General features: G+C 61.8%; 20 protein-coding genes and 1 tRNA gene. 12 read left to right on the top strand and 9 right to left on the bottom strand.

Annotated features, from left to right (window positions below):
* The first annotated feature begins 114 nt into the window (after positions 1-114).
* Complete coding sequence (locus ADIAG_RS06620) at positions 115-1,878, top strand: SLC13 family permease (RefSeq protein ID WP_007270563.1); 1,764 nt, start codon at positions 115-117, stop codon at positions 1,876-1,878.
* Positions 1,879-1,913: 35 nt separating this feature from the next.
* On the opposite strand, the gene cysC is transcribed toward ADIAG_RS06620, so the two are convergent.
* Entirely contained in the window at positions 1,914-3,092 is a 1,179-nt protein-coding gene (gene cysC, locus ADIAG_RS20020; RefSeq protein WP_007270562.1) for an adenylyl-sulfate kinase, read from the bottom strand.
* 116 nt (positions 3,093-3,208) lie between these two features.
* Between cysC and ADIAG_RS06610 the strand changes: the two genes are divergently transcribed.
* Genes ADIAG_RS06610 through cysN form a run of 3 tightly spaced genes read left to right on the top strand, consistent with a single transcriptional unit; the run spans position 3,209 to position 6,257 of the window.
* Positions 3,209-4,030 (top strand): 3'(2'),5'-bisphosphate nucleotidase CysQ, encoded by an 822-nt coding sequence (locus ADIAG_RS06610; RefSeq protein WP_007270561.1) that lies wholly within the window; start codon positions 3,209-3,211, stop codon positions 4,028-4,030.
* 45 nt (positions 4,031-4,075) lie between these two features.
* Complete coding sequence (gene cysD, locus ADIAG_RS06605; RefSeq protein ID WP_007270560.1) at positions 4,076-5,005, top strand: sulfate adenylyltransferase subunit CysD; 930 nt, start codon at positions 4,076-4,078, stop codon at positions 5,003-5,005.
* 1 nt (position 5,006) lies between these two features.
* The gene (gene cysN / locus ADIAG_RS06600) at positions 5,007-6,257 is read left to right on the top strand and encodes a sulfate adenylyltransferase subunit CysN (protein ID WP_007270559.1); all 1,251 of its coding nucleotides are present in this window, start codon (positions 5,007-5,009) and stop codon (positions 6,255-6,257) included.
* A 568-nt stretch (positions 6,258-6,825) separates the two neighbouring features.
* Here cysN and ADIAG_RS06595 read toward each other — a convergent pair.
* Positions 6,826-7,470, bottom strand: a complete 645-nt coding sequence (locus ADIAG_RS06595; RefSeq protein ID WP_051059860.1) for a TetR/AcrR family transcriptional regulator — start codon at positions 7,468-7,470, stop codon at positions 6,826-6,828.
* 151 nt (positions 7,471-7,621) lie between these two features.
* Between ADIAG_RS06595 and ADIAG_RS06590 the strand changes: the two genes are divergently transcribed.
* From ADIAG_RS06590 to sufU, 7 genes are all read left to right on the top strand, one after another.
* Positions 7,622-7,693 (top strand) — tRNA-Gln (locus tag ADIAG_RS06590).
* A gap of 96 nt (positions 7,694-7,789) precedes the next feature.
* The gene (gene glmU, locus ADIAG_RS06585) at positions 7,790-9,262 is read left to right on the top strand and encodes a bifunctional UDP-N-acetylglucosamine diphosphorylase/glucosamine-1-phosphate N-acetyltransferase GlmU (RefSeq protein ID WP_007270557.1); all 1,473 of its coding nucleotides are present in this window, start codon (positions 7,790-7,792) and stop codon (positions 9,260-9,262) included.
* 46 nt (positions 9,263-9,308) lie between these two features.
* On the top strand, positions 9,309-10,289 hold the full coding sequence (locus tag ADIAG_RS06580; RefSeq protein WP_007270556.1) for a ribose-phosphate diphosphokinase: 981 nt from the start codon (positions 9,309-9,311) through the stop codon (positions 10,287-10,289).
* Between the two features lie 307 nt (positions 10,290-10,596).
* The gene (locus ADIAG_RS06575; protein WP_007270555.1) at positions 10,597-11,178 is read left to right on the top strand and encodes a 50S ribosomal protein L25/general stress protein Ctc; all 582 of its coding nucleotides are present in this window, start codon (positions 10,597-10,599) and stop codon (positions 11,176-11,178) included.
* Positions 11,179-11,199: 21 nt separating this feature from the next.
* Complete coding sequence (pth, locus tag ADIAG_RS06570) at positions 11,200-11,781, top strand: aminoacyl-tRNA hydrolase (RefSeq protein ID WP_007270554.1); 582 nt, start codon at positions 11,200-11,202, stop codon at positions 11,779-11,781.
* Between the two features lie 377 nt (positions 11,782-12,158).
* Positions 12,159-13,502: a SufS family cysteine desulfurase gene (locus tag ADIAG_RS06565; RefSeq protein ID WP_051059859.1), complete on the top strand. Its 1,344-nt coding sequence runs from the start codon at positions 12,159-12,161 to the stop codon at positions 13,500-13,502.
* Entirely contained in the window at positions 13,499-13,948 is a 450-nt protein-coding gene (gene sufU, locus ADIAG_RS06560) for a Fe-S cluster assembly sulfur transfer protein SufU (RefSeq protein ID WP_007270552.1), read from the top strand. The genes ADIAG_RS06565 and sufU overlap by 4 nt, the downstream gene beginning before the upstream one ends.
* A gap of 93 nt (positions 13,949-14,041) precedes the next feature.
* Here sufU and nhaA read toward each other — a convergent pair whose 3' ends face one another.
* Together nhaA and ADIAG_RS06550 are read right to left on the bottom strand one after the other, a co-directional pair.
* Positions 14,042-15,394, bottom strand: coding sequence for a Na+/H+ antiporter NhaA (gene nhaA / locus ADIAG_RS06555; RefSeq protein ID WP_007270551.1), 1,353 nt, complete (start codon positions 15,392-15,394; stop codon positions 14,042-14,044).
* Positions 15,395-15,660: 266 nt separating this feature from the next.
* Positions 15,661-16,158: a DUF2505 domain-containing protein gene (locus ADIAG_RS06550; protein WP_007270550.1), complete on the bottom strand. Its 498-nt coding sequence runs from the start codon at positions 16,156-16,158 to the stop codon at positions 15,661-15,663.
* A gap of 176 nt (positions 16,159-16,334) precedes the next feature.
* On the opposite strand from ADIAG_RS06550, the gene mfd reads away from it, so the two are divergent.
* On the top strand, positions 16,335-19,949 hold the full coding sequence (gene mfd, locus ADIAG_RS06545; RefSeq protein WP_007270549.1) for a transcription-repair coupling factor: 3,615 nt from the start codon (positions 16,335-16,337) through the stop codon (positions 19,947-19,949).
* Between the two features lie 103 nt (positions 19,950-20,052).
* Here the strand turns inward: mfd and ADIAG_RS06540 are convergent, their stop codons facing one another.
* The 5 genes from ADIAG_RS06540 to ADIAG_RS06520 form a co-directional block, all read right to left on the bottom strand.
* The gene (locus ADIAG_RS06540) at positions 20,053-20,490 is read right to left on the bottom strand and encodes a universal stress protein (RefSeq protein WP_007270548.1); all 438 of its coding nucleotides are present in this window, start codon (positions 20,488-20,490) and stop codon (positions 20,053-20,055) included.
* Positions 20,491-20,797: 307 nt separating this feature from the next.
* Entirely contained in the window at positions 20,798-21,046 is a 249-nt protein-coding gene (locus ADIAG_RS06535) for a hypothetical protein (protein ID WP_007270547.1), read from the bottom strand.
* Positions 21,047-21,097: 51 nt separating this feature from the next.
* Positions 21,098-21,772, bottom strand: coding sequence for a deoxyribose-phosphate aldolase (gene deoC, locus ADIAG_RS06530; RefSeq protein ID WP_007270546.1), 675 nt, complete (start codon positions 21,770-21,772; stop codon positions 21,098-21,100).
* A gap of 65 nt (positions 21,773-21,837) precedes the next feature.
* A complete protein-coding gene (locus ADIAG_RS06525) occupies positions 21,838-23,580 on the bottom strand; it encodes a phospho-sugar mutase (RefSeq protein WP_007270545.1) in 1,743 nt (580 codons plus the stop codon).
* A gap of 50 nt (positions 23,581-23,630) precedes the next feature.
* On the bottom strand, positions 23,631-24,470 hold the full coding sequence (locus ADIAG_RS06520) for a purine-nucleoside phosphorylase (protein ID WP_007270544.1): 840 nt from the start codon (positions 24,468-24,470) through the stop codon (positions 23,631-23,633).
* Positions 24,471-24,560: the final 90 nt, after the last annotated feature.

The following is a 24,560-nucleotide window of genomic DNA, read 5'->3' as shown; positions in this document are numbered from 1 at the left end:
TAACTGGGTTAAATTATCGAATGGCAGATTCCGGGATTCTTCTTCTTCTGCATGAGATGGACTTAGTTTGGCCGTCCATATGGGGTGGATGGCAAACAATACAGGGGGAGTATTGTGGGCTTCGACGCCGTGTTGACGCTGGCCATTGTCTTAGCGGTGCTGGTGCTATTGTCCGCCACGAGAATTGCCGCGGACATCATCTTGATGGGTGCCGCGCTAGCCCTCATGCTGATGGGCATCCTGACCCCCGTGGAGGCGTTGTCCGGGTTTTCAAACACCGGGGTCATCACCGTGGCCGTACTCTACGTGGTGGCTGCGGGCCTAAGTGAAACAGGCGCGGTGCAATGGATCGCACAAAACCTGCTGGGACGGCCTTCAAGCATCCGTGGAGCATATCTGCGAATGCTACTTCCCGTCGGAGGACTGAGCGCATTTCTGAACAACACCACTGTTGTCGCCATGCTTTTGCCCGCCATTCAGGATTGGTCGGCCCGGGTGCGCATTCCCGTATCCAAAATGCTCATTCCACTGAGTTACATGGCTATCCTTGGCGGGACGATGACTCTGATTGGTACTAGCACCAACCTAGTAATTGATGGTCTGCTGCAGGCCGAAAAGGGCGTGTCCCTGAGGATGTTCGACATTGCAGCAGTGGGCGTTCCCTTGACGGTGGTTGGCTCCATATTCCTCACCTTGTGTGGCAACCGTCTGCTACCCAACCGAGAAGACGCGGTGGAGCAAATGCAGACCGCTCGCGAATACGCGGTCGAGTTCAGGGTGCTAGCCAACGGACCCCTGGTGGGAAAATCCGTAGCGGCAGCAGGACTGCGTAGTCTGGTCCATGGATTTCTGACCAGGCTTGAGCGGGATGAACATTTGGTCGTGGAAGTCACCCCGGAGCTCATTCTGGACCCAAACGATGTCCTCATTTTCGTCGGGGCACCCCAGTGTGCAAGTGAGCTTCGTGAAATTCGGGGTCTGGAGCCCAGCGCCGGAGACGTGAACAAACTGGGTATTCGCCATTCTCAGCGTCGATTGGTTGAAGCCGTTATCGGCCCGGACTTCACCGGAATCGGTCAAACTGTCAAGGAGAATCAATTCCGCTCGCACTACCACGCCGTGATTCTGTCGATCTCTCGATCAGGACAAATGCTTCGCGGCAAGATCGGCGACGTCAAATTCAGGGTGGGAGATACTCTACTGCTGGAAACCAATGTGGACTTCGTTCGGAACTACCGTTTCCGCCGGGACTTCATGTTGGTCAGCAGTATCAGCGATGTAGCCCCCGCCAACTTCCGCAAGGCTCCCTGGGCTATATTGATTTTGCTGGGCATGGTGTTGCTGAACGCGTTCGGAGTGCTGGAAGTCATCCAGGCTGCACTGCTGGCATCGCTAGCAATGCTGGTCACCGGATGTCTCTCGGTGGGTAACGTGCGACGACATATTGACTTGCAGGTCATCATCGTGATTGCTGCGTCATTTGCTTTGGGAGCAGCGATGGTAAAAACCGGGGCCGCTGCGACGATCGCTGACACCCTGCTCATCGCCGATGTCGGCCCCAGGGGTGCACTTGCGCTCGTCTTCCTGCTCACGTTGTGCTTTACCGAGCTCCTGACCAACAACGCAGCAGCGGTACTGGTCTTTCCCATTGCCATGGCCGTGGCCGACACTGTAGGCGCCAACTTTATGCCGTTTGCCATCACTGTGATGGCCGCTGCCTCAGCCAGTTTCATTATTCCCATTGGCTATCAGACAAATTTGATGGTCATGGGCCCTGGCGGTTACCGGGTCTCGGATTTTGTCAGGATAGGCGTTCCGATGAGCTTAGTTACCGCCGCGGTGACCCTGACCGTCGTCCCGCTGGTGTGGCCGCTCTAACCGCAAGAGTAGTTGTCCCAATTAGGGTGAACTAATCAAAGATTAGTCTGCTGTGTCCGCAATAGCCCTATGACTTGTTCCGTAGCTGTCTGAACGTCTAATACCGACAAATCCAGGATCAGATCTGCATCGACCGGTTCTTCGTAGGGAGAATCTATGCCTGTGAAGTCCGTGACCAACCCGGCTCGGGCCTTGGCATACAAACCTTTGCGGTCTCGTGCTTCACATACTGCCAGAGGAGTGCTCACGTAGATGAGGTAAAAGCGGCCAACTTGCGTGGTCATTGAACGAACCGCAGCACGAGTCGCGTGGAACGGGGCGATTGGTGCACACAACGCGATACCGCCGACCTCGGAGATGCGTGCAGCAATCCACCCGATACGCTCCACATTGGTCTCGCGGTCCTCACGGGAGAACCCCAGACCCTTGGAAATAAACCGTCGGATGTCATCCCCATCGAGCAACACTGCGCGTTGTGGAAGATGCTGATGAATTTGCTGCTGAACGGCGCGCGCCAATGTGGACTTCCCGGAGCCTGACAGGCCACTAAACATGAATACAACACCTTGTGATGTAGCGGCAGCATTATCCTTGAATCCACGCAGATCGATAACCACATGCGAAGAAAGTCGTTCCATCGCCAGATGCTCGGAAGTCGAATCGGGAAGCACTAGGTGAGCGACTTTCACATCCTCGAAAATTTCTGCGGTGGCCTGCAACTGCTCTATTTGATCTATATGGGCGGGGTCACGAGACCCGGAACTGTTGCACACCAGCACGAAGCAGGTGTTGGCAGGCAAAGAAGGCCTTGAGCGTAACGCTTGGATGTCCAAAGGAGTCGGAGCCTGGTCAAATAACACCACCGGTTGTGAACCTAACGAAGAGGTGATGCGGAGTTCGCGGAATGACCCGTGCTCAGGCTTAGCCAGTGGCCAGACACCTATGACCTCGTGACTGTCTTTATCCCCGTCGTCCAGAGCCCGGTAATTCACGACCGCCAAGGCTGTGCCATCTGGATCTGCTAGTAATACGCCCTTGCTTCCATCGGCTTTCGATGGAGAGATCTCACCGATTTCGGCCCATTGGGGAATGCTTGACAGCTCAATGGAACAAGGATCCAATAACCCACCAAGGACTAACTCAAGCACGTCCAATTGCTCGAAATCGAGCTGCAACAACGGACTATTGAGTAAATCGTTGTCAAAGTTCGCCATTCTCTCCCCCAAGAAGTATCTGCCTGAAGTCCACACTAGATTCGAAAACACGTTTGTGCCAGATCAAGCTCAATTTATAACCGTGTGGTCGAACCCCTTCTATCTGAGGTACAAACATGGATAGTATTGCGGAACACCATGGGTCTTGGGGAAGATCTTGGTTTTCTTATGGGGGAATGGGGGACATTCAGGTGGGAGACCTGCAACGAGCAATTGACCTAGCGGGTAGTGCTGGGAAAAAATTACTAGAACTTCGAGCTCAAGCCGGTGAACTCGGTTTGGAAGGCCACGCGCTCAAAGACGCTGGAGACAAAGTATCTCAGCAGTACCTTGATCGCGCGTTGAGGGAACTGAATCCGGAAGACGCTATTTTATCCGAAGAAGCCTTAGACGATAAGCGTCGGTTGAAGAGCAAAAGGGTCTGGATCATCGACCCACTCGATGGCACACGCGAGTATTCCGAGTTTCGGAGCGACTGGGCCGTGCACGTCGCATTATGGGAAAATGGCTCGCTCGTTGCCGGCGCCGTTGCACTTCCCGGATTAGATTTAGTGCTGGGGAGTGACGACGGCCAGCTCGACGTGGCCGAAATCAACGGGCGACCAGTACGGATTGCCGTCTCACGCACCCGTGCACCAGAAGTGACTAACCAGCTTGCGCAACATACAAACGTGGAACTTGTTCCCATGGGGTCCGCAGGCTACAAAGTCTGCGCAGTGGCACGTGGGGAAGTTGACGCTTACATCCACGCAGGCGGCCAGTTTGAATGGGATTCGGCTGCACCAGTCGCCGTTGCCGCTGGCAAGGGACTGCACACGAGCCGGATCGACGGTAGAGCGCTTGAATACAACCGGGACGATCCGTACCTTCCCGATCTACTCGTCTGTCGCGCTGATTTGAAGGACACCTTGCTCGATGCAATCCGCGAGCACTCTTAGCCAACTACATCAAGACGTTCGATCATTGAACTTGGGGGATTCTCAATGAAAGTAAAAAATGTTACCGCTACCAGCTTGCGATTTCAGCTGGACCAGATCTCTGCACTAGAGGCTGAATCGATCTTCATTATTCGTGAAGTTGTCGCAGAACTCGAGCGGCCCGGCCTGCTTTTCTCAGGGGGCAAAGACTCGGCAGTGCTGCTGCACCTCGCAGCGAAGGCTTTTGCGCCGGCCGCTATTCCGTTTCCTGTCGTCCATATCGATACCGGACATAACTTCCAAGAAGTTCTGGACTTCCGGGACGCCGAAGTCGCCCGCCGAGGAGTACGACTTATTGTTGGTTCTGTCCAGGACGCAATTGACGCCGGGGACGTGGTCGAGGAGCGCAACGGCTCGCGCAACCGTATCCAGACTCCGGTGCTTCTTGACACCATTGAAAGTCACCAGCTTAACGCCTTGATGGGGGGCGCTCGCCGGGACGAGGAGAAGGCCCGTGCCAAGGAACGGGTGTTCTCATTCCGTGACGAGTTTGGTCAGTGGGATCCGAAAAACCAACGCCCGGAACTGTGGAACCTCTACAACAGCCGGCTGAATCACGGTGAGAGCATCCGAGTCTTCCCACTGTCCAACTGGACAGAACTTGATATCTGGAACTACATCGAACGTGAAAACGTCCTCTTGCCGTCGATCTATTTTGCGCACCGCCGCGAAGTATTTGACCGCCACGGGATGCTTTTTGCGGTCCACCCATTCTGCCAACCGCGTGAGAATGAAATCGTGCGAACTGAGATGGTCCGATATCGCACCGTGGGGGATGCCACCCTCACCGCGGCAGTATCTTCTTCTGCGACGACGTCACGAGCGATTGTGGAAGAAGTAGCTGCAACGCGCATCACCGAGCGCGGTGCAACCCGAGGGGATGACCAAGTCAGCGAGGCGGCGATGGAAGACCGCAAGAAGGAAGGGTATTTCTAAAATGGACCTGCTACGCATTGCTACTGCTGGCTCAGTGGATGATGGAAAGAGCACGCTCATTGGACGTCTACTTTTTGACTCTAAAGCGATCTTTGTAGACCAGTTGGATTCGGTTGAGAAGACAAGCCACGAGCGTGGTTCTGAATACGTCGATCTAGCCTTACTTACTGACGGCCTACGGGCCGAACGCGAGCAAGGGATCACCATCGATGTCGCCTACCGGTACTTCTCCACCCCAAATCGCAAATTTATTGTGGCCGATACACCCGGTCATATCCAGTACACACGCAATATGGTCACGGGGGCTTCGACCTCAGATTTGTCCATTGTCTTGGTGGACGCGCGCAAGGGACTGGTCGAACAATCGCGCCGCCACGCCTTCTTGGTCTCTCTCTTGGAGGTTCCACACCTGGTGATCGCCGTAAACAAAATGGACCTCGTTGATTGGTCACAGGAAGTCTTTGAAGACATCCGTCGGGAATTTACCGACTATGCGGCTCGTTTGAATATTGCAGATGTCCAAGTCATCCCAGTCTCTGCATTGACTGGCGACAACGTGGTGAGACGTTCAGAAAACATGCCCTGGTACCAAGGTGCGTCGCTGATGCATCACTTGGAAAACGTCCAGACAGCCAGCGACTCGAACATGGTTGACGTGCGATTCCCTGTCCAATACGTCATTCGTCCGCACAACAATGGACACCATGACTACAGGGGATACGCCGGCCAGGTTGCCAGCGGTGTTATGAAAGCGGGGGACAAGGTGGTGGTTTTGCCAAGCGGCATTCCTTCAACAATCAAGGAAGTGTCAACTGCTGACGGTCCGGTGGAATTGGCTTACCCACCGATGTCCGTGACAGTGCGACTGGAAGATGATCTGGACGTTTCCCGCGGCGATATGATCGTGCGGCCCAACAACCAACCTCAAGTGGCACAGAACATCGAGGCCATGATTTGTTGGATGAGTGATAAACCCATGAAAGTGGGGCAGAAGCTAGGGATCAAGCAGACGACCAAATCGACTCGGGCTTTGATTAAGGAACTGCGTTATGGGCTGAACATTAACACTCTGCACCGAGACGAGGACGCAACGAATCTGACCCTGAACGAAATAGGCCGAATCTCGATACGGACCACGCAGCCATTACTCGCGGATTCCTATCACAAAAACCGAACCACCGGAGGCTTTATTCTCATTGATGAAGTCACCAACAACACCGTAGCCGCAGGCATGATTATTGAGGCCTCGTAGAAACTTCAGTGCGATTGTGCCGACAACGGTCAAATGGGCTGACGTCGGCACATTCATTACCGAATCCTTTTCAGGGGCTCAATCGTCTTTGCTGTTGGCCCAACACGGGCGAGGTGGATTGAAGTCGTTGTTATCGGCGGAACGATCTTGAGCTGGGGAGACCGCCGCGCGATTCCACGAGTAAACCATGGCGACAATAAGTTTGTGGCTTGAGTCTTTGATGCAGCTTCTCCACGCCAAGAAATATTCAAGATGACCGTTGTGAGCCTTCTTAGCCTGTCCAAGCTATCGGGCTAGTTCTTTGGTTTCTGGCAGCTGACCACCCACACCAAGGTCCGTGCGGATTCAGGTCTTCTCCGGCGCTGGAGTCTTCAGACCTGCCTGTATCTGAGACTCTCCGGAGGTGTGCTGGCTGGCCGCGGCGCCAGTCCTCAGCGATGGGGTTCAGCACAGCCAGGAAACAGGAGAGAGCCATTGGGCGGAATCCAAAGCGGCGGGGCCCATAGGGAAAGCCCACCTTCTGAGTCTATGGAGGTCTCTGTGCAACCCTATGGCGATCTCTAAGGTCTTATTCTGCAGTAGGTATTTGCGTGTCCTGCAAGCTAGGTTCCTTGCGCAAACCGGTCAACCCGTACCAAGCAAGATTGACCACGTGCGCGGCAACGGTCCGCTTGTCCGGATGCCGGGCATCCAGCCACCACTGGGCGGTCATAGCGACCATGCCCACCAGCATTTGCGCGTAGATCGATCCATCTTCGGAACTGAACCCGCGGTGGGTAAACTCATCGGCCAGAATATGCTCGACTTGCTCGGTGACCTTGGTCAGCAGTGTCGAGTAAGTGCCTTCGGGCTGGGACGGGGGAGCATCGCGCACCAAGATGCGGAAACCCTCGGTGCACTCCTCGATGTACGTCAGTATTGCCAGTGCTGCCTTTTCCAACAGGACACGTGCGGAATCGTCACCCGCCAGCGACTCGGTGATGCGGGCAAGCAGTTCCCGATACTCATTGGTGACCACTTCCATGTAGAGCGCTTCCTTGGAACCGAAGTGTTCATAGACCACCGGTTTGGAAACACCTGCGGCCCGCGCGATTTCCTCAATAGTTGTCCCATCGACACCGCGCAGGGAGAAAAGTTGGCGTGAGATGTCGATCAGTTGCAACCGGCGTTGGACGCCGGTCATGCGCGTGCGAGGGCGTGCGGGGTGGCTCATGAACATCATGGTAAGCACAACTGTGGCCGAAACCACGTCAAACCGCGGGGTGCGAGCGGCAGATTGACACGTCCATTTGGCCAAGTCGCATCGACCACCCGAATCATGGCAGAATAGTTCACTGTGCCGACGAGGCAAGCTCAACGCACATTCCGCCCTGGTGTAATGGCAGCACCCCAGCCTTTGGAGCTGTGGAGTATAGGTTCGAATCCTATGGGCGGAACATATCACTCATTGAAATCCCGGGAATTTTCCCGGGATAGAATGATGAGGCCTGGCCCGGCCGGTCCGGCTAGCCAAAGTACAGGGAGTCCCAATCTTGAGCGTTCACGCCAACGCACCAGCCGCTGTCATTGTTCTCGCCGCAGGCGCGGGAACCCGAATGAAATCGGCGAAACCCAAGATCTTGCACGAAATCGGTGGACGCTCCATGGTGGGCCACGCACTTGCCGCAGCCGAGGGGATCGAGCCCCAAAAGCTCGTGGCCGTGGTCCGCTTTGAGCGTGAGCGAGTCGTCGAACACCTCTTGCAGATCAAACCGGACGTCGTCATTGCCGACCAGGACGAGATCCCGGGCACAGGCCGCGCCGTGCAGCAGGGCCTCGAGCAACTTGACCCGGAAATTGAGGGCACCATCGTGGTGACCTACGGTGACGTTCCACTGTTGACGAGCGGGCTGCTTGCCGAGCTGGTGGCCACCCACGATTCCGACGGGAACGCCGTGACGGTGCTGACCGCACTGCTTGATGACGCCACCGGGTACGGTCGAATCCTGCGCGCCGAGGACGGAACCGTCACCGGCATTCGCGAGCACAAGGATGCCAGCGACGACGAGCGCGCGATCCGTGAAGTGAACTCCGGCATCTATGCCTTTGATGCCCAGGTGCTGCGCTCGGCCTTGGCCGAGGTCACCACCGAGAACGCGCAGGGCGAAATGTACCTGACCGACGTCCTGGGCATCGCCCGGTCCACCGGCGGCCGCGTGGCTGCTGTGGTGACCGAAGACGCCTGGCAGGTCGAAGGTGCCAACGACCGAGTGCAGCTTGCGGCACTCGGCAAGGAAATGAACCGCCGCATCTTGGAAAAGTGGATGCGCGCCGGTGTCAGCATCATTGATCCCGACAGCACCTGGATCGACGTTGAGGTCGCCCTGTCAAACGATGTGACCATCAAGCCCGGCACCCAGCTGCACGGCACCACCGCGATCGGCACCGACGCGGTCATCGGCCCGGACACCACCCTGACCAGTACCCAGGTTGGTCAGGGCGCCAAGATCGTTCGCTCCGACGTTACCGATTCGATCATTGCCGAAGGCGCGACGGTTGGACCCTTCGCCTACCTTCGGGCTAAGACCAACCTTGGTCCCGACGCCAAGATCGGCGCCTTCTACGAAACGAAGAACATCGTGGTGGGTCGCGGATCCAAGCTTTCGCACCTGGGCTACTCAGGCGACACCGAAATTGGTGAATACACCAACATCGGCTGTGGCAACATCACGGCCAACTACGACGGTGTCAACAAGCACCGCACCGTCATCGGCTCGCACGTACGCACCGCTTCCAACACCGTATTTGTCGCCCCCGTGACCATCGGGGACGGCGCCTACACCGGTGCCGGCGCTGTCGTGCGCAAAAACGTTCCGGCGGGGGCCCTTGCCCTGTCCGTGGCTCCGCAACGCACTACCGAGGGCTGGACGATTTCCAAGCGTCCAGGCTCCGCGGCAGCGGAAGCCGCATTCAAGTCCGCATTGGATTCCGGTGTGAACCCCGGATCCGCGGACCAGGTCAAGTAACCCTCCACATCATTTCCGATCCCCGTCTGAGCGAGAAAGCGATCCCATGAGCGAACTTAGCTATAACGTCGATAAGAAGCTGGTGCTGGCTTCCGGGCGTGCCCACCCCGAGCTGGCTGAGCAGGTGGCCGCAGAGCTGGGCACCGAACTGCTGCCGCTGAATGCCTATGACTTTGCCAACGGGGAGATCTACGTCAGGTCCGACGAATCCGTGCGTGGCAAGGAAATCTTCGTCATTCAGTCGCACCCGGCACCGTTGAACAACTGGCTTATGGAGCAGCTGATCATGGTCGACTCCATGAAGCGGGCTTCGGCCCGGCGCATCACCGTTGTCGCCCCGTTCTACCCCTACGCCCGCCAGGACAAGAAGGGTCGCGGCCGCGAGCCGATCTCGGCACGTCTGGTCGCCGACATGTTCAAGGTTGCAGGCGCCGACCGGATCATGAGCGTGGACCTGCACACCGCGCAGATCCAGGGCTTCTTCGACGGTCCGGTGGACCACCTCTTTGCTATCCCGTTGCTGGCCGAGCACATCCGCAAGGAAGTCGGGGATGACCCGGTCACCGTGGTTTCCCCCGATACCGGGCGCGTCCGTGTGGCCGAGCAGTGGGCCGAACGCCTTGGCGGTGCGCCACTGGCCTTCGTGCACAAGTCCCGCGACCTCACCATGCCGAACCAGGCCGTCTCCAAGACGGTTGTCGGCCAGGTCAAGGGTCGCACCTGCGTGTTGATCGATGACATGATCGACACCGGCGGGACGATCGCCGGGGCCGTGAAGGTCCTCAAGGACGCCGGTGCCAAGGACGTCATCATTGCCGCGACCCACGCGGTCTTCTCCGATCCGGCCGCCCAGCGTCTGGCCGAGTGCGGAGCCCGTGAAGTTGTGGTCACCAACACCCTGCCGATCCCCGAATCCAAGCGGTTCGAAACGCTGACAGTGCTTTCGATTGCCCCCCTGCTGGCCCGTGCCATCAAGGAAGTTTTTGAGGACGGCTCGGTCACCAGCCTGTTCGACGGCGACGCCTAAACGGCAACAGCCCCTCGAAACACCGATGGGTGTGCGGGCCCCGGTGTTCCCCCTTCTGGGGGTGGCGCCGGGGCCCGCCGTCGTTGATGGCAGCTGCGTCAGAACCCGCAATTTCTGTCCATGGGCTTGTTCCTGATAAAGTAGCTGCTTGTGCCCAGGCGAGGGAACTCCATGAAAATGGAGGGCCGTTATCGACGAGGCTAGAAATGCACTTGGCGTCCAGCTCCTTGCAAAGGAATCGGATGATGATGCTTCTAGGCCCGAGCGGGGCAGGAAACAATCAATCATCTTCCACAAGGAGAACACCATGGCTAACATCATCAAGCTTGACGGCGAACTGCGCACCGACTTCGGTAAGGGTGCCGCACGCCAGGCCCGCCGCGGCGGCCAGATCCCTGCAGTCATCTACGGCCACGGCACCGATCCGGTCCGCGTCCTGCTGCCCGTCGCAGCCACCACCCTTGCTGTTCGTGGCTCCAACGCCCTGCTGAGCATCGCCGTTGACGGTGAAGAGACCGTCACCCTGGTGAAGGACATCCAGCGCCACGCACTGCGCCAGACCGTCGACCACCTTGACCTCCTGATCGTCAAGAAGGGTGAGAAGGTCATCGTTGAGGTTTCCGTGCTCATCCAGGGCGAACTGACCGCCGGCACCACCCTGTCGCTGGACCACCCGAGCATCGCCGTCGAAGCAGAAGCAGTTGCGCTGCCGGAGCACGTTGTGGCAAACATCGCGGGCCTGCAGGCAGGTACCCAGATCCTGGCTTCCGAGCTGGTTCTCCCGGAAGGCACCGCACTGGCCGTCGAAGGCGACGTCGTTATCGCAACCGTCGATGCAGCAATTGCAGAGGCCGAGCCGGAAGCAGAGTCGGCAGCTTCCGCCGAGTAGTCTTCACCACACGGTTCGCACATGAGTAGCGATACCTGGCTTGTAGCCGGGCTCGGAAACCCCGGGCCCGGCTACGCGCATAACAGGCACAATGTGGGTCAGATGGTCGTGGACGAACTGGCCGCCCGTATCGGCGGGAAATTCAAGACCCACTCCTCTCGCGCCCAGATATTGGAAGGGCGCATGGGGATCGGTGGGCCACGGATCATCCTGGCCAAACCGATGACCTTCATGAACCTCTCCGGCGGGCCCGTGGCCAACCTGGCGAAGTTCTTCGGCATCGATCCTGACCATGTTATTGCGGTGCATGACGAGATCGACATCCCCTTTGACACCGTCAAGCTCAAACGTGGTGGTGGCGAAGGCGGCCACAACGGCCTGCGCGACATGTCCAAGGCACTAGGCACCAAGGACTACCTGCGCGTACGCGTGGGCGTCGGGCGACCCCCGGGCCGTATGGACACCGCAGACTACGTCTTAAAGGACTTCTCCAAGGACGAAAAGAAGGATCTTGCCTTCCTGGTGGATACCTCCGCCGACGTCGTGGAGGAACTGGTGCACCATGGGCTCGACAGCGCCCAACGCAAATTCCATGTTTTCTAAACAGGGCATGTGCCCCCGAATATGACGCCTGGTTAACCGGCTACTGCCCCGAATCCGCGGATGATTCTGCACGATTCGGGGTAGGTGGCCGTTGTTCCCCGCCACCTATGCCGTGACCGCGCCTCTTGCGGCCTCTGCTGCCAGGCCACTGGGCCGGCGGCCGGCGGCCTTTCCGGGACTGGACCACCCCCGACCCGCTGCCGGGTCTTTTTTAATGCCCATTGGCTGCCTCGTGCGCGTCATGGTAAGGGTCCACTTATATGCCACGGCGGCCGGGACGTGGGAGAATTAGCGAAGTAAATGATGCCGTAATGACGTTTTGTCCTGCGAACCCGCCCGTCGGTCCCGCATGGCTGGGCTCCCGCGACGCGGTCGGCATGAAACCACCTTCGGAGGATCCCCACGTGTCAAGTGCATTGCCTACGACGCAAGATACCCTTCCCCGGCCTCTGAACGACGCCGAGGCCTCGCGACTGCGCGCCGACTTCCCGATCCTGGGCCGCAGTGTCAACGGGACCCCGCTGACCTACCTGGATTCGGGCGCCACCTCGCAGAAACCCACCTGCGTATACGAAGCCGAACAACATTTCTACGAGAACTTCAACGCTGCCGTGCACCGCGGCGCCCATTCCTTGGCCGTTGAGGCAACCGACATCTTCGAACAATCCCGCACCGATGTAGCAAGATTCATCGGAGCCAAGGACAACGAGGTCATTTGGACCTCCAACGCCACCGAGGCCCTGAACCTGCTGACCTATTCCTTCGGCAATGCCAGTGCGGGCCTCGGGGGAGAGACGGCACGGGCCTTCGCCTTGGGGCCGGGCGATGAAATCGTCGTCACCGAGCTCGAACACCACGCCAACCTCATCCCCTGGCAGGAATTGGCCCTGCGCACCGGAGCGACGCTGAAGTACATCCCCGTTGATGAAGCCGGCGCGCTGCGCATGGACCTGGCCGAGCAGATCGTCACCCCCGCCACCCGGATCCTGGCCTTCACCCACGTCTCCAACGTCCTGGGAACCGTGATCGATGTCCCGGCTCTGGTGGCCCTGGCCCGGTCCGTGGGTGCCCTGACGGTGCTCGATGGTTGCCAATCCGTCCCGCACCTGCCGGTGAACGTCAAGGACCTGTCCGTGGACTTCATGGCCTTCTCCGGGCACAAGATGCTCGGACCCACCGGAATCGGCGGCCTCTACGGACGGGCAGCGCTGCTCGACGCCATGCCACCATTCCTGACCGGCGGATCGATGATCACCTCGGTGACCATGGAAAAGGCCGAATACCTTCCCTCTCCGATGCGTTTCGAGGCAGGTACCCAACGTATCGCCCAGGCCCACGGACTGGCCACCGCCGTGTCCTACCTGAGCGAGGTAGGCATGGACCGTATCGCGGCGTGGGAAGAGCTGCTGGGCGAACGCATGCTCACCGGTCTGGGCTCCATCCCCGGTGTCCGGGTGCTGGGCCCGGGCCCGGGCGCCGCACGCATCGGCACCGCCCCGTTCATCATCGAGGGCGTGCACCCGCACGATGTGGGTCAGTTCTTGGATTCGCGCGGCGTCGCGGTGCGCGTGGGACACCACTGCGCCCAACCGCTGCACCGCGCGCTGGGCGTGGTCTCCAGCACCCGTGCCAGCACCTACCTATACAACACCACCAGCGATATCGACGCCCTGCTTAATGCGGTCGCCGATGTGCGCGGATACTTCGGAGTCGGCAAGTGAGCGATCTAGACCAGCTGTACCAACAAATCATCTTGGACCATGCCAAGACCCGGTATGGGTCGGGACTCCGCGAAGCACCCGCGGGTGTCACCAGTGGAGAGTCGGTGCAGCATAACCCGGTGTGCGGCGACCACATCCGGCTGCGCATCCAGCTCGAGGGCAGCACGCTGAAGAACGTCTCCTGGGAAGGGGACGGCTGCTCGATCTCGATGGCCTCGGCCTCGGTGCTCAGCGAGATGGCCGAAGGGATCGACCGCGAGGAGTTCCTGGTCATCCTCGACGAATTCCGTGAGCTGATGCGTTCGCGCGGCGCCCGCCCCGGGGACGAAGAAGTGCTCGGCGACGGGGCGGCCTTCGCGGGGGTCTCCAAGTTCCCCGCCCGCGTCAAGTGCGCCATGCTCTCCTGGGTGGCCGCCGAGGCCGCCCTGCTGGCGGCCAACGTGTAGGTCTGCACGCTTAAACCGGAAGGGCCGGTTCGGCTCGCCCCTGGATTTTCCGGGGGCGAGCCGAACCGGCCCTTCCTGTCGACGATGGTTCCGTTAAGCTTTGTCTTCCGGCTTCTGGAAGATATCCGGAATGCCGTCTAGATCCTCGTCCCTGGCAGCACGCTCATTCACCAGGCGATAACGGCGATCGCGCGGACGCAGCCAAATGGTGCCAAGGATCGCGGCAATCAACGATCCGGTCAGAATCGCGACCTTGGCATGGTCGTAGTGCGGCGAGGCCAGACCGAAGGACAGCTCCGAGACCAGCAGCGACACGGTGAAGCCGATGCCGGCCAGGAACGTCACGCCCAAGAGGTCTCCCCATTTGGTATCGGGATCCAGGTTGGCCTTGGTCGACCGGGTCACCAGCCACGTGGCGCCCAGGATGCCAAGGGGTTTACCGAAGACCAGGCCGAAGACAATGCCCCACAGCACCGGGTCGCCCAAGGCAGAAGCGAAGCCCTCCGCGCCGCCGACGGCCACGCCGGCGGAGAAGAACGCAAACACCGGTACACAGAATCCGCTGGAGAGCGGACGGAATCGGTGTTCAAACTTCTCGGCCAGCCCCGGTTTGTCGATTTCGTGTTTGTTCTTGCGCAGCACCGGGACGCAGAAGCCCAGAACCACCCCTGCAATGGTCGAGTGGATGCCCGAGCCGAAGACCAGTGCCCACGCGGCGATGCCCAGCGGCAGCAGGATGATCCAGGGTGCCCAGGCATTGGCGGCAAAGAACCTCGGCCACTTGTGCGTGACGAAGGCGTACAGGGCAATGGGAGCCAAGGCCATCAGGAGGTACGGCGGGCGCAGTTCGTCGGTGAAGACGAAGGCGATGATCACGATGGCAATGAGGTCATCGACCACCGCGAGGGTCAGCAGGAAGATGCGCAACGGGGAGGGCAGATTCGACCCGATGACTGCCAGCACCGCCACGGCGAAGGCAATGTCGGTGGCGGTGGGGATGGCCCAGCCGCGCAGGGTTTCCCCGCCTGTAGAGGCATTCAGGGCGACGAAGATCAGTGCCGGGACCAGTACACCGCCGAAGGCGGCGGTCACCGGGACGATGGCACGTTTCATGTCGCGAAGGTCCCCGGCGACGAATTCCTTCTTCAGCTCGAGGCCGACCAGGAAGAAGAACACTGCCAGCAGGCCGTCGGCTGCCCAATGACCGAGGGACAGGTTCAGGTCGATGCCGAAGACCTCGAAACCGAAGTGGAAGTCGCGAAGGGCGAAGTAGCTGTCCGACGCTGGCGAATTGGCCCAGATGAGGGCAACGACCGCACCAATGATCAGGACGAGGCCGCCGACGGTTTCCTTGCGCAGGATTTCCCCGATACGCAGGTGTTCGGTATAACTACCTGGGCCGAAGGCGGTCCTTGGTTTCGGCTTGGGTGTAGGGGAATCGCTCATGTGGAACATCAATTCATTTCGGGGACGCTAAAGTTATCGCCGACCAGACTTCCCGGCACACCAGAACCAACACTAACGCTTCAACGTGTTCTGATGCACATCCTCTAAGCAGGATGACAGCGCGGCCGCTTCCGGCCCACGGTATGCCGGTACCGGCCAAAACACGAGGACCGGCTCGCGACCCGCCCGCGGAGGACACCTCGGGAGCCGGTCCCATTATCGGCTTCAGCGACCGCAATCAGCAGCGGCGGAAGCTGACTATTCGATTAGCCGCGTTCGATCCACGCGGAGACCTTGGTGCCCTGCAACTTCAGCGCCTTGGAAATGAAGGGTTCCGCGGCCGAGGCGATCTTGCCGCCCACAAACGGGATGGAGGAAGAAACCGTAGCCTCCACACCCAGAGCGGATCCCGCGGCGGTGGCAGTCAGCGACTCGGTACCTGCCACCGACACCGGCAGCGAGCCGACGGTGACCTTCAAGGAGGCGGTGCGGCTTCCATCGGCGGCCGGGGCCGACCAGGATTCGACCTGGGTGATGTCCACGGTCTGCCCGACGAACTTGCGAGCGATTTCCGGGGCCCGGTCGGTGGGTACGGTGCGCACGGTGGTCAAGGTGAATGCTGCGGCGGTTTCGCCGGCAACCTCGAAGCTCTTGAGCGTTCCGCCGACCAAACCGGTCAGGTGCTCGGCAAAGTCGCGGTCGGCCAGGGTGGCGATGACGGCCTCGGGTGCGTGGGTCAATTCTGTGGTGGCGTTAAGGGCCATGGGGCAAAACTCCGTACGAAATAGATTGGCCGAACGAAATGTTCTTGGAACCCCCCAAGCGTACCGGGCTTGCGCGCGCACAGCGGTACGCTTGAATGGCGCACCCCGGGACTCATCATGGTTCCCGGGTACTTGTGTTGTGCGCGCATCAGGTCTTCGGAAAGGACCCCCAGCAGATGGCGCTTCACGGCCTGCGCACCGCCTTGCGGGAAGACACCTCCTACTCCCGCATCCATTCCAATGCGGCCACCGCCTATGCGGACCGCGCCAACGAACTGGAGATCGCCGCCCCCGCCGGGATGCGTGCGGTCATTACCACGGAGACCATCGAGGCATTGCGCTCCAGAGTCCCGGGCACAGTGGTACTGGCAATCACCGCCACCGGACGCGAGGCCGAGGAACTGGTGGCAGGGCTGCAAGGATTCCTGCCCCCAGACGCCGTGGAGGAGTTCCCCTCCTGGGAAACACTGCCCCACGAACGGCTCTCCCCGCGCTCCGACACCGTAGGACGCCGGTTGCATGTGCTGCGCCGGATGGAAACCAAGGACCCGGCACTGCAGGTCATTGTCGCCCCGATCCGTGCGGTCATCCAACCGCTGGTCGCGGGGCTGGGCAAACTGGAGCCGGTGAACCTGAGCGTGGGAGAGGACTACGAGTTCTCCGCAGTGGTCAGGTCGCTGGCCGATGCCGCCTACGGACGCGTGGACATGGTCACGCACCGCGGGGAGTTCGCCGTGCGCGGCGGCATCATCGATGTCTTCCCGCCCACCTCCAACCACCCGGTGCGCATCGACTTCTTCGGTGATCAGATCGAGGCCATGCGCTACTTCTCCATCGCCGACCAGCGCTCGCTGGAAACCGAGGCTCCCACCTCGATCCAGGCCCCGCCCTGCCGCGAACTGTTGATCACCCCCGCGGTGATGTCCCGGGCCGCCAAGCTCCAGGAGCAGATGCCCGCGGCCCGCGACCTGCTGGCCAAGATCGCCGGGGGCGTGGCGGTCGAAGGCATGGAGTCGCTGGCACCTCTGCTGGTTGATGCCATGGTGCCGCTGCTGTCCTTGCTGCCGGCCGAATCCATCGCCGTGGTGATGGAACCCGAACGGGTTCGTGCCCGCGCCTACGATCTGGAAGCCACCAACGCCGAGTTCCTGGCCGCGGCTTGGGCCACCGCTTCCGACGGCGGGGCCGCCCCGCTGGATATCTCCCAGGCCCAGGCGCAGGCCGCGGCGGCCGAGCTGGAGGCGGGGAACTTCACCTCCCTGTCCACCACCCGGACCGACGCGCACGCGGCGCAGGTCTCCTGGTGGTCGGTGACCTCGTTGGGCTCGGACACCGAGCTTTTGCCCGAGGCCGACTCGATCCGTGTCGAAGCGCGCGAACCGCGCGGCTACCAGGGCGATGTGGCGGAGATGCTCGAGTTCATCTCCTCACGTATCAAGGACGACTGGTCCATCGTGGTCGCCACCGACGGTCCCGGCCCCGCCCAGCGCCTGGCCGAGCTCTTCCACGACGCGGACATCCCCACACACCGCATCGACTCCCTGGATGATGCCCCCACCCACGGGCTGATCGAGATCACCACGGCGCAGGCCGGGCGCGGGTTCGCCCTGGATTCGCTGAAGCTCGGCTTCCTCACCGAGGCCGACCTGTTGGGCCGCTCCAGTGCCTACGCCCCGCGCGGGGCCAAGCGGATGGCTGCCAAACGCCGCAACGCGGTGGACCCGATCACGCTGACCGAGGGCGACTATGTGGTGCACGAACAGCACGGCATTGCCAAGTTCGTGGAGCTGATCGCCCGCAAGGTCGCCGGCGGCGCGGAGGCCAAACGCGAATACCTGGTGCTGGAATACGCACCCTCGAAGCGCGGTGCTCCGGGGGACAAACTGTTTGTGCCCACCGACCAGCTGGACCAGGTCACCCGCTACGTCGGCGGGGAAGCACCCACGCTGTCCAAGATGGGCGGCTCGGACTGGTCAAGCACCAAGTCCAAGGCCCGCAAGGCGGTCAAGGAGATCGCCGCCGATCTGATCAAGCTCTATTCGGCGCGCATGGCCTCGCGCGGGCATGCCTTTGGCTCCGACACCCCCTGGCAGTATGAGCTGGAGGAGGCCTTCGCCTATGTGGAGACTCCCGACCAGCTGACCACCATCAACGAGGTCAAGGCCGACATGGAGCGCGAGGTCCCGATGGACCGGCTGGTCTCCGGCGATGTGGGCTTCGGCAAGACCGAGATCGCGGTGCGCGCCGCATTCAAGGCCGTGCAGGACTCCAAGCAGGTCGCGGTGCTGGTTCCCACCACGCTGCTGGCCTCCCAGCACCAGCAGACCTTCACCGAACGCTACTCAGGCTTCCCGGTGCGCGTGAAGACGCTCTCGCGCTTCCAGAGTGCCAAGGAGTCCAAGGACATCATCGAGGGGCTGAAAAACGGTACCGTCGACGTGGTCATCGGCACCCACCGGCTGCTCTCGGACACCGTCCAGTTCAAGGACCTGGGGCTGGTGGTGGTCGATGAGGAGCAGCGCTTCGGTGTCGAGCACAAGGAGCAGCTCAAGAAGATGCGCACCAACGTGGATGTGCTCTCCATGTCCGCCACCCCGATCCCGCGCACCTTGGAGATGTCGTTGACCGGCATCCGCGAGACCTCCACGCTGGCCACCCCGCCGGAGGAACGCCACCCGGTGCTCACCTATGTGGGACCGCGCACCGATAAGCAGATCTCCGCTGCCATCCGCCGTGAGCTGATGCGCGACGGGCAGGTCTTCTTTGTGCACAACCGCGTCTCCTCCATCGACAAGGTCGCCGCCGAGCTGCGCGAGTTGGTCCCCGAGGCACGGGTCGAGGTCGCCCACGGCAAGATGAGCGAATCCCGGCTGGAAAAAATCATCCAGGACTTCTGGGAGAAGAAGTTCGATGTGCTGGTCTCCACCACCATCATCGAAACCGGCCTGGACATCTCCAACGCCAACACGCTGATCGTGGATAAGGCTGATAACTACGGGCTGTCCCAGCTGCACCAGCTGCGCGGGCGCGTGGGTCGCGGCCGCGAGCGCGCCTACGCCTACTTCCTGTGGAACGCGGAGAAGCCGCTGGGCGAGGTCGCCCTGGAGAGGCTCAAGGCCGTGGCGGCGCACAACGAGCTCGGTTCGGGCTACCAGCTGGCCATGAAGGACCTGGAGATCCGTGGGGCAGGCAACCTGCTCGGCGGGGAACAGTCCGGGCACATCGCCGGGGTCGGCTTCGATCTGTACCTGCGCCTGGTCGGGGAGGCTGTGGCCGACTTCAAGGGCGAGGCAGTGGAGAAGGCCACCGAGATGAAGATCGAACTGCCGGTCAATGCGCACCTTCCGCACGACTACGTGCCCGGTGAGCGGCTGCGTCTGGAGGCCTATCGGAAGATCGCCGCCGCCACGGACTTCCCGGAGCTCGACGATGTGCTGGCGGAGCTGGTGGACCGTTACGGGCTACCGCCCGCACCCGTGGTGAACCTGCTGGAGGTCGCCCGGATCCGCATCCGCGCCAGGGCTCTGGGGCTGTCCGATGTGGCGATGATGGGCAACATGATCAAGTTCGCTCCGGCAGCGGTGGCGAACCTGCCCGATTCGCGGCAGCTGCGCCTGGCCCGGATGTACAAGGGTGCCGCGGACAAACCGGCGCTCAACGCCATCTTGATCCCCAAGCCGAAGACTGCGGCGATCGGCGGCCGGGACCTGGTGGACGAGGAGATCCTGCGGTGGGTCTCGGATGTGCTGTCCAACATCTTTGTCGCCGAGGCCTCGCGTCCCAACGCCTAGGGCTTGGGCGCACAGGGCTACGCGCACGGATGCCGGGCACCATCGATGGTGCCCGGCATCCGGGTCAAAGCGGGCTACCGTGCGGTACCCGGGTGGGTCTTTATCAGGCCGCTGGTTCTTCGCCGTGGTGGATCAGCACCGGGCATTTGGCGTGAGCCGCCAGCGAGCTGGAGACCGACCCCATGACCAGGCCCTTGAACCCTCCGCGGCCACGGGTGCCCAGGACCACCATCACCGCACCCTTGGAGACCTCGATCAGGTTGGGGGCGGCCGGCCCCATCAGGACCTCGCGTTCCAGGTTTTTTGGTAGCGCGTCGCCGAAGGCCTGGACGATGGATTTCTCCAGGGCATCGCGGGCGTCCTGCTCCGGTGCCCAATCCGGGGTGTAGTCCTCCAACGCGACGCGCGGCAGCCAAGAGGAGAAGGCAACCAGGTCGTGGCCCAGGGAGTCGGCCAGGGAGGCGGCGTAGCGAAGGGCGGAGATCGATTGTGCCGAACCATCGATACCGACAACAATCCTGCCGCGTTCAGTGTTTTCCATGATGCATCGCTCTTTTCCATAATCGGAAGGCTGGTCAAACGGGCCCCGAAAGGACCTGTTGGGATCATCATACCCTCGCCCACCAGTACGTTTCTACAACACGTAGAAATGCGCTGGTCGGCTGCCCGCGGTGTCGTTCGCGGAGTCGCCCGGAACTCCCGACAAGCCGCCGGCGAGCGGAGCAATGACGGCGCACAAAGGGAGGCCGGCGCGCCGCACATGCTCGACTTCCCGCTCCCCGCAAGACGGCGGGTGGGAAATGAGTGTGGCGCTCCGGCCTCCCCAAAGTGGAAAGACGCTGCGGAGACTAGTCCTGCTGCTCGGCGGTCTTGGCCGGGTGCTTGTCCGACATGCCCAGAATGTGCTGCGGGATGCCAAAGGCCAGCATGGCCAGAACGAAACAGGAAATGCCCGGGATCCAGGCGTTCTCCAGCGTCCAGAACGACAGCGAGTAGAGGCAGCCAAGGAACATGATAAAGAACACCACAAAAGCGGTGATGTTACCGGCCAACCGGCCCTGGCCCGAGTGGGCTAAGTTCTTGCCGTTCGAGTACACAGCGATTCTCCTAAGGGTTTTCAGTTCTCAATGCGCGTCCGGGGAACTGGATCAGTAGCCCTCGGCGCCTTGTTCACCCTCCACAATAGCAACTCCCGAGCTCGATCCGAGCCTCGTGGCCCCGGCCGCGATCATCGCGTGGGCGGTTTCCAAGGAACGGACCCCACCGGAGGCCTTAACTCCCAGATCCGGACCCACCGTGGCGCGCATCAACGCCACGTCCTTGACGGTGGCCCCGCCTCCGGCAAAACCGGTGGAAGTCTTCACGAAGTCGGCCCCGGCACGCACCGAAGCGCGGCAAGCCAACACCTTTTCATCGTCCGTGAGCAGCGCGGTTTCGATGATGACCTTCAAGATCGCACCACCCGCGTGGACGGCCTCGGTGATCGCGGTGATCTCGGCCACCAGGGCTTCCTCATCACCGGATTTGGCCGAGGCGATGTTGATGACCATGTCGATCTCGTTGGCGCCGTCGACGATGGCCCCGCGGGCCTCGGCGACCTTCGCGGCGGTGGGGATGGCCCCGAAGGGGAAACCGATCACCGAGCAGGTCTTGACTCCGGACCCGGTCAACGCCGCGGACACCGTGGAGACCCAGATCGGGTTCACGCAGACGGAGAAGAACGCGTATGTGGTTGCCTCGGCGCAAATGCGCTCGATGTCGGCAGCACCGGCATCGGGGTTGAGGATCGTGTGGTCGATGTATGAGGCGATGTTGGTGCTCATGGCGTGTGGATCAGGCTCCTGGTCGGATCGATGGTGTGTCAAGGAATTCGGGTGGCGGTGGCGCGCTAGTTCTTGAGCAGCGCGGCAAGTTCGGCCTTGATATCCGCCAGGCCGGTGGCGGCAGTGGCTCGGGCTGCGGGCAAATCGGCGGCGTGGCGCACCGGCACAATCAGCTCAAGGTAGCACTTGAGCTTGGGCTCGGTGCCCGAGGGGCGGATGATCACCCGGGTGTCGGCCGTGGTGAGGAATCTGAGCCCGTCGGTCGGCGGCAGCACCCCGCCCACGGACAGGTCCTCGAATTCGCTGACCTCCTCCCCGCCCAGGGTTGCCGGCGGGTTTAAACGCAGCGAAGCCATCATGGTGTCCAGCAGACTCAGGTCCGCGACCCGCACCGAGAGCTGGTCGGTGGCGTGCAGGCCGTGGGCCAGCGCCAGAGAGTCGAGCACCTCCGGCAGCGACGAGCCAGCAGCCTTGAGCTCGGCGGCGTAGTCGGCCAACAGCAGCCCGGCGGAAATGCCGTCCTTGTCGCGGACCAGCGACGGGGCGACGCAATAACCCAGCGCCTCCTCGTAGCCGAAGGCCAGAGACGGAACTCGGGAGATCCACTTGAACCCGGTCAAGGTGTTCTCATGTTTCAGGCCGTGCTGCGCGGCGATGGCAGCAAGCATCCGGGAGGAGACGATGGAGTTGGCCAGCACCGAGCCCTCCGGTGCGTTGGGGGCGCAGCGCGCCCCGAGCAGCCAGCCGACCTCGTCGCCGCGCAGCATTCGCCAGCCGTTGTGCTCGAACTTCACCGCTGCAGCGCAGCGGTCGGCATCCGGGTCGTTGGCAATGACCAGGTCCGCATCCGTGATCTCGGCCAGCGCCAGGGCCAGGTCCAGGGCGCCGGGCTCCTCCGGGTTGGGGAAGGCGACGGTGGGGAAGTCCGGGTCGGGTTCGGCCTGCTCGGGGACCAGGTTCACCTGCGAGAACCCCGCGGCGCCCAGTGCCTGGGTCATGGTGTGCCCGCCGACCCCGTGTAAGGGGGTTAGCACGATCCGCAGGTTTTCCCGTGCCGTGCCCAGCGCAGCGCTGCTTGTTGCTGCAGGGAGAACCGAGGCGATGGCAGCCAGGTAGGCGGCCTCCATATCGCCGGGTTCTCCGGCGCCGGGCAGTACCTCCCAGCCTGAATTGGCCAGCGCGATGGATGCGATCGGTTCGTCGTGATCGATCTGCGCGGCGATCTGGGCGTCAACGGGGCTGACGATCTGTGCGCCCTGGCCCCAGCCGGTTTCCGCGCGACCTCCGGTGTAGACCTTGTAACCGTTATCGGCCGGCGGGTTGTGGCTGGCGGTGACCATGATCCCGGCTTCGGCGCCGAGCGCGCGCACCGCCCAGGCAAGCACCGGGGTGGGCAGGGGAGTGGGCAACAGTTGCACGGTGATGCCCGCGGCGGTGAGCACCGCGGCGGACTCTCGGGCAAAAACTTCCGAGTTGTGCCGGGCGTCGAAGCCGATGACCGCGTGCGGAACATATGCACCGGCGGCGGCATCGAGGAGGAAGCGGCCGATGCCCGCGGCGGTGCGGCGCACCACCATAGAGTTCATCCGGTTGGGACCCGGACCCAGCTCGGCACGCAGCCCGGCGGTGCCAAAGGCCAGGTTCGAAGCAAAACTATCTGCCAGCTCCGCTGCCGCATCCCCGCCGGCCGCGGCCGCGGCACACAAGTCCAGCAGCTGCGCCTTGGTGACGGCGTCCGGGTCCTGGGCGGCCCAGGCCGCGACGCGATCCAGCAATCCGGCATCCGGCTGGGGGGTGCTCATGGGCATGGGTTTCCTTTAGGTGGCGGTAGCGGGGGAGGACGTGCGGCTGGCGGTGTTTAGAGCTTGGCGACGATGTCGGCCAGCAGCGCGGAGATCCGCGGTCCTGCCGCGGTGCCAGCCTCGATGACCTCGGCGTGGCTCAGCGCCGTGGCGGAAATGCCTGCGGCCAGGTTGGTGACCAGCGAGATGCCGAAGACTTCCATGCCCGCGTGGCGGGCGGCGATGGCCTCCAGCGCGGTGGACATGCCCACCAGGTCGGCACCGATGGTCTTGGCGTAGCGGACCTCGGCCGGGGTCTCATAGTGCGGTCCGGTGAACTGCGCGTACACGCCCTCCTCGAGCGACGGATCGACCTCGCGGGCCAGATCGCGGATGCGCGAGGAGTACAGGTCGGTCAGGTCCACGAACGTGGCACCCTCCAACGGGGAGGCTGCGGTGAGGTTGAGGTGATCGGCGATCAACACCGGGGTTCCCGGTGCCCAGTTCGGATCAAGCCCGCCGCAACCGTTGGTCAGCACCAGCGTCTTGGCTCCAGCCGCGGCAGCGGTGCGCACTCCGTGGACCACCGCGCGCACGCCCTTGCCCTCGTAGTAGTGGGTGCGTGCGCCGAGCACCAGTACCCGCTTGCCTCCGGCGGTGAGCACCGAGGAAATCGTGCCGACGTGCCCCGGCACTGCTGCGGGGTGGAAACCGGGAAGGTCGGTGGCGTCAATGCGGTGGGTTATCTCGCCGATCAGGTTCGCCGCCTCACCCCATCCGGAGCCCAGCACCAGGGCAATGTCATGGGTTGGGACGCCGGTGAGTTCGGCGATCTTGGCGGCGGCGGTGTTGGCTAGGTCAAAGGGGGCAGATTCGATGTCGATCACGGGGTTAAACCTACCGGCGGAACCGCGCATTGTCAGGCCATGGGGTCCGCGGGCGGGCCCGGGCACTGAAACCACCGCCCGACGCCCGAGATCTACCGCCCGGCGTGTGCGTTGTGCACT

The organism is Paeniglutamicibacter gangotriensis Lz1y (genome assembly GCF_000348945.1).
In the GTDB taxonomy this organism is placed as follows: Bacteria; Actinomycetota; Actinomycetes; order Actinomycetales; family Micrococcaceae; genus Paeniglutamicibacter; species Paeniglutamicibacter gangotriensis.
This window is presented reverse-complemented; position numbering and strand designations above follow the sequence as displayed.

Excerpts from the sequence above, each read along its gene's own strand:
- ADIAG_RS06520 (WP_007270544.1), bottom strand. The coding sequence starts at position 24,470 with ATGCGCGGTTCCGCCGGTAGGTTTAACCCCGTGATCGACATCGAATCT.
- nhaA (WP_007270551.1), bottom strand. The coding sequence starts at position 15,394 with ATGAGCGATTCCCCTACACCCAAGCCGAAACCAAGGACCGCCTTCGGC.
- ADIAG_RS06575 (WP_007270555.1), top strand. The coding sequence starts at position 10,597 with ATGGCTAACATCATCAAGCTTGACGGCGAACTGCGCACCGACTTCGGT.
- cysC (WP_007270562.1), bottom strand. The coding sequence starts at position 3,092 with ATGGCGAACTTTGACAACGATTTACTCAATAGTCCGTTGTTGCAGCTC.
- mfd (WP_007270549.1), top strand. The coding sequence starts at position 16,335 with ATGGCGCTTCACGGCCTGCGCACCGCCTTGCGGGAAGACACCTCCTAC.
- cysD (WP_007270560.1), top strand. The coding sequence starts at position 4,076 with ATGAAAGTAAAAAATGTTACCGCTACCAGCTTGCGATTTCAGCTGGAC.
- ADIAG_RS06540 (WP_007270548.1), bottom strand. The coding sequence starts at position 20,490 with ATGGAAAACACTGAACGCGGCAGGATTGTTGTCGGTATCGATGGTTCG.
- ADIAG_RS06580 (WP_007270556.1), top strand. The coding sequence starts at position 9,309 with ATGAGCGAACTTAGCTATAACGTCGATAAGAAGCTGGTGCTGGCTTCC.
- ADIAG_RS06550 (WP_007270550.1), bottom strand. The coding sequence starts at position 16,158 with ATGGCCCTTAACGCCACCACAGAATTGACCCACGCACCCGAGGCCGTC.
- ADIAG_RS06565 (WP_051059859.1), top strand. The coding sequence starts at position 12,159 with ATGAAACCACCTTCGGAGGATCCCCACGTGTCAAGTGCATTGCCTACG.
- cysN (WP_007270559.1), top strand. The coding sequence starts at position 5,007 with ATGGACCTGCTACGCATTGCTACTGCTGGCTCAGTGGATGATGGAAAG.
- ADIAG_RS06525 (WP_007270545.1), bottom strand. The coding sequence starts at position 23,580 with ATGCCCATGAGCACCCCCCAGCCGGATGCCGGATTGCTGGATCGCGTC.
- deoC (WP_007270546.1), bottom strand. The coding sequence starts at position 21,772 with ATGAGCACCAACATCGCCTCATACATCGACCACACGATCCTCAACCCC.
- pth (WP_007270554.1), top strand. The coding sequence starts at position 11,200 with ATGAGTAGCGATACCTGGCTTGTAGCCGGGCTCGGAAACCCCGGGCCC.
- ADIAG_RS06595 (WP_051059860.1), bottom strand. The coding sequence starts at position 7,470 with ATGAGCCACCCCGCACGCCCTCGCACGCGCATGACCGGCGTCCAACGC.
- ADIAG_RS06610 (WP_007270561.1), top strand. The coding sequence starts at position 3,209 with ATGGATAGTATTGCGGAACACCATGGGTCTTGGGGAAGATCTTGGTTT.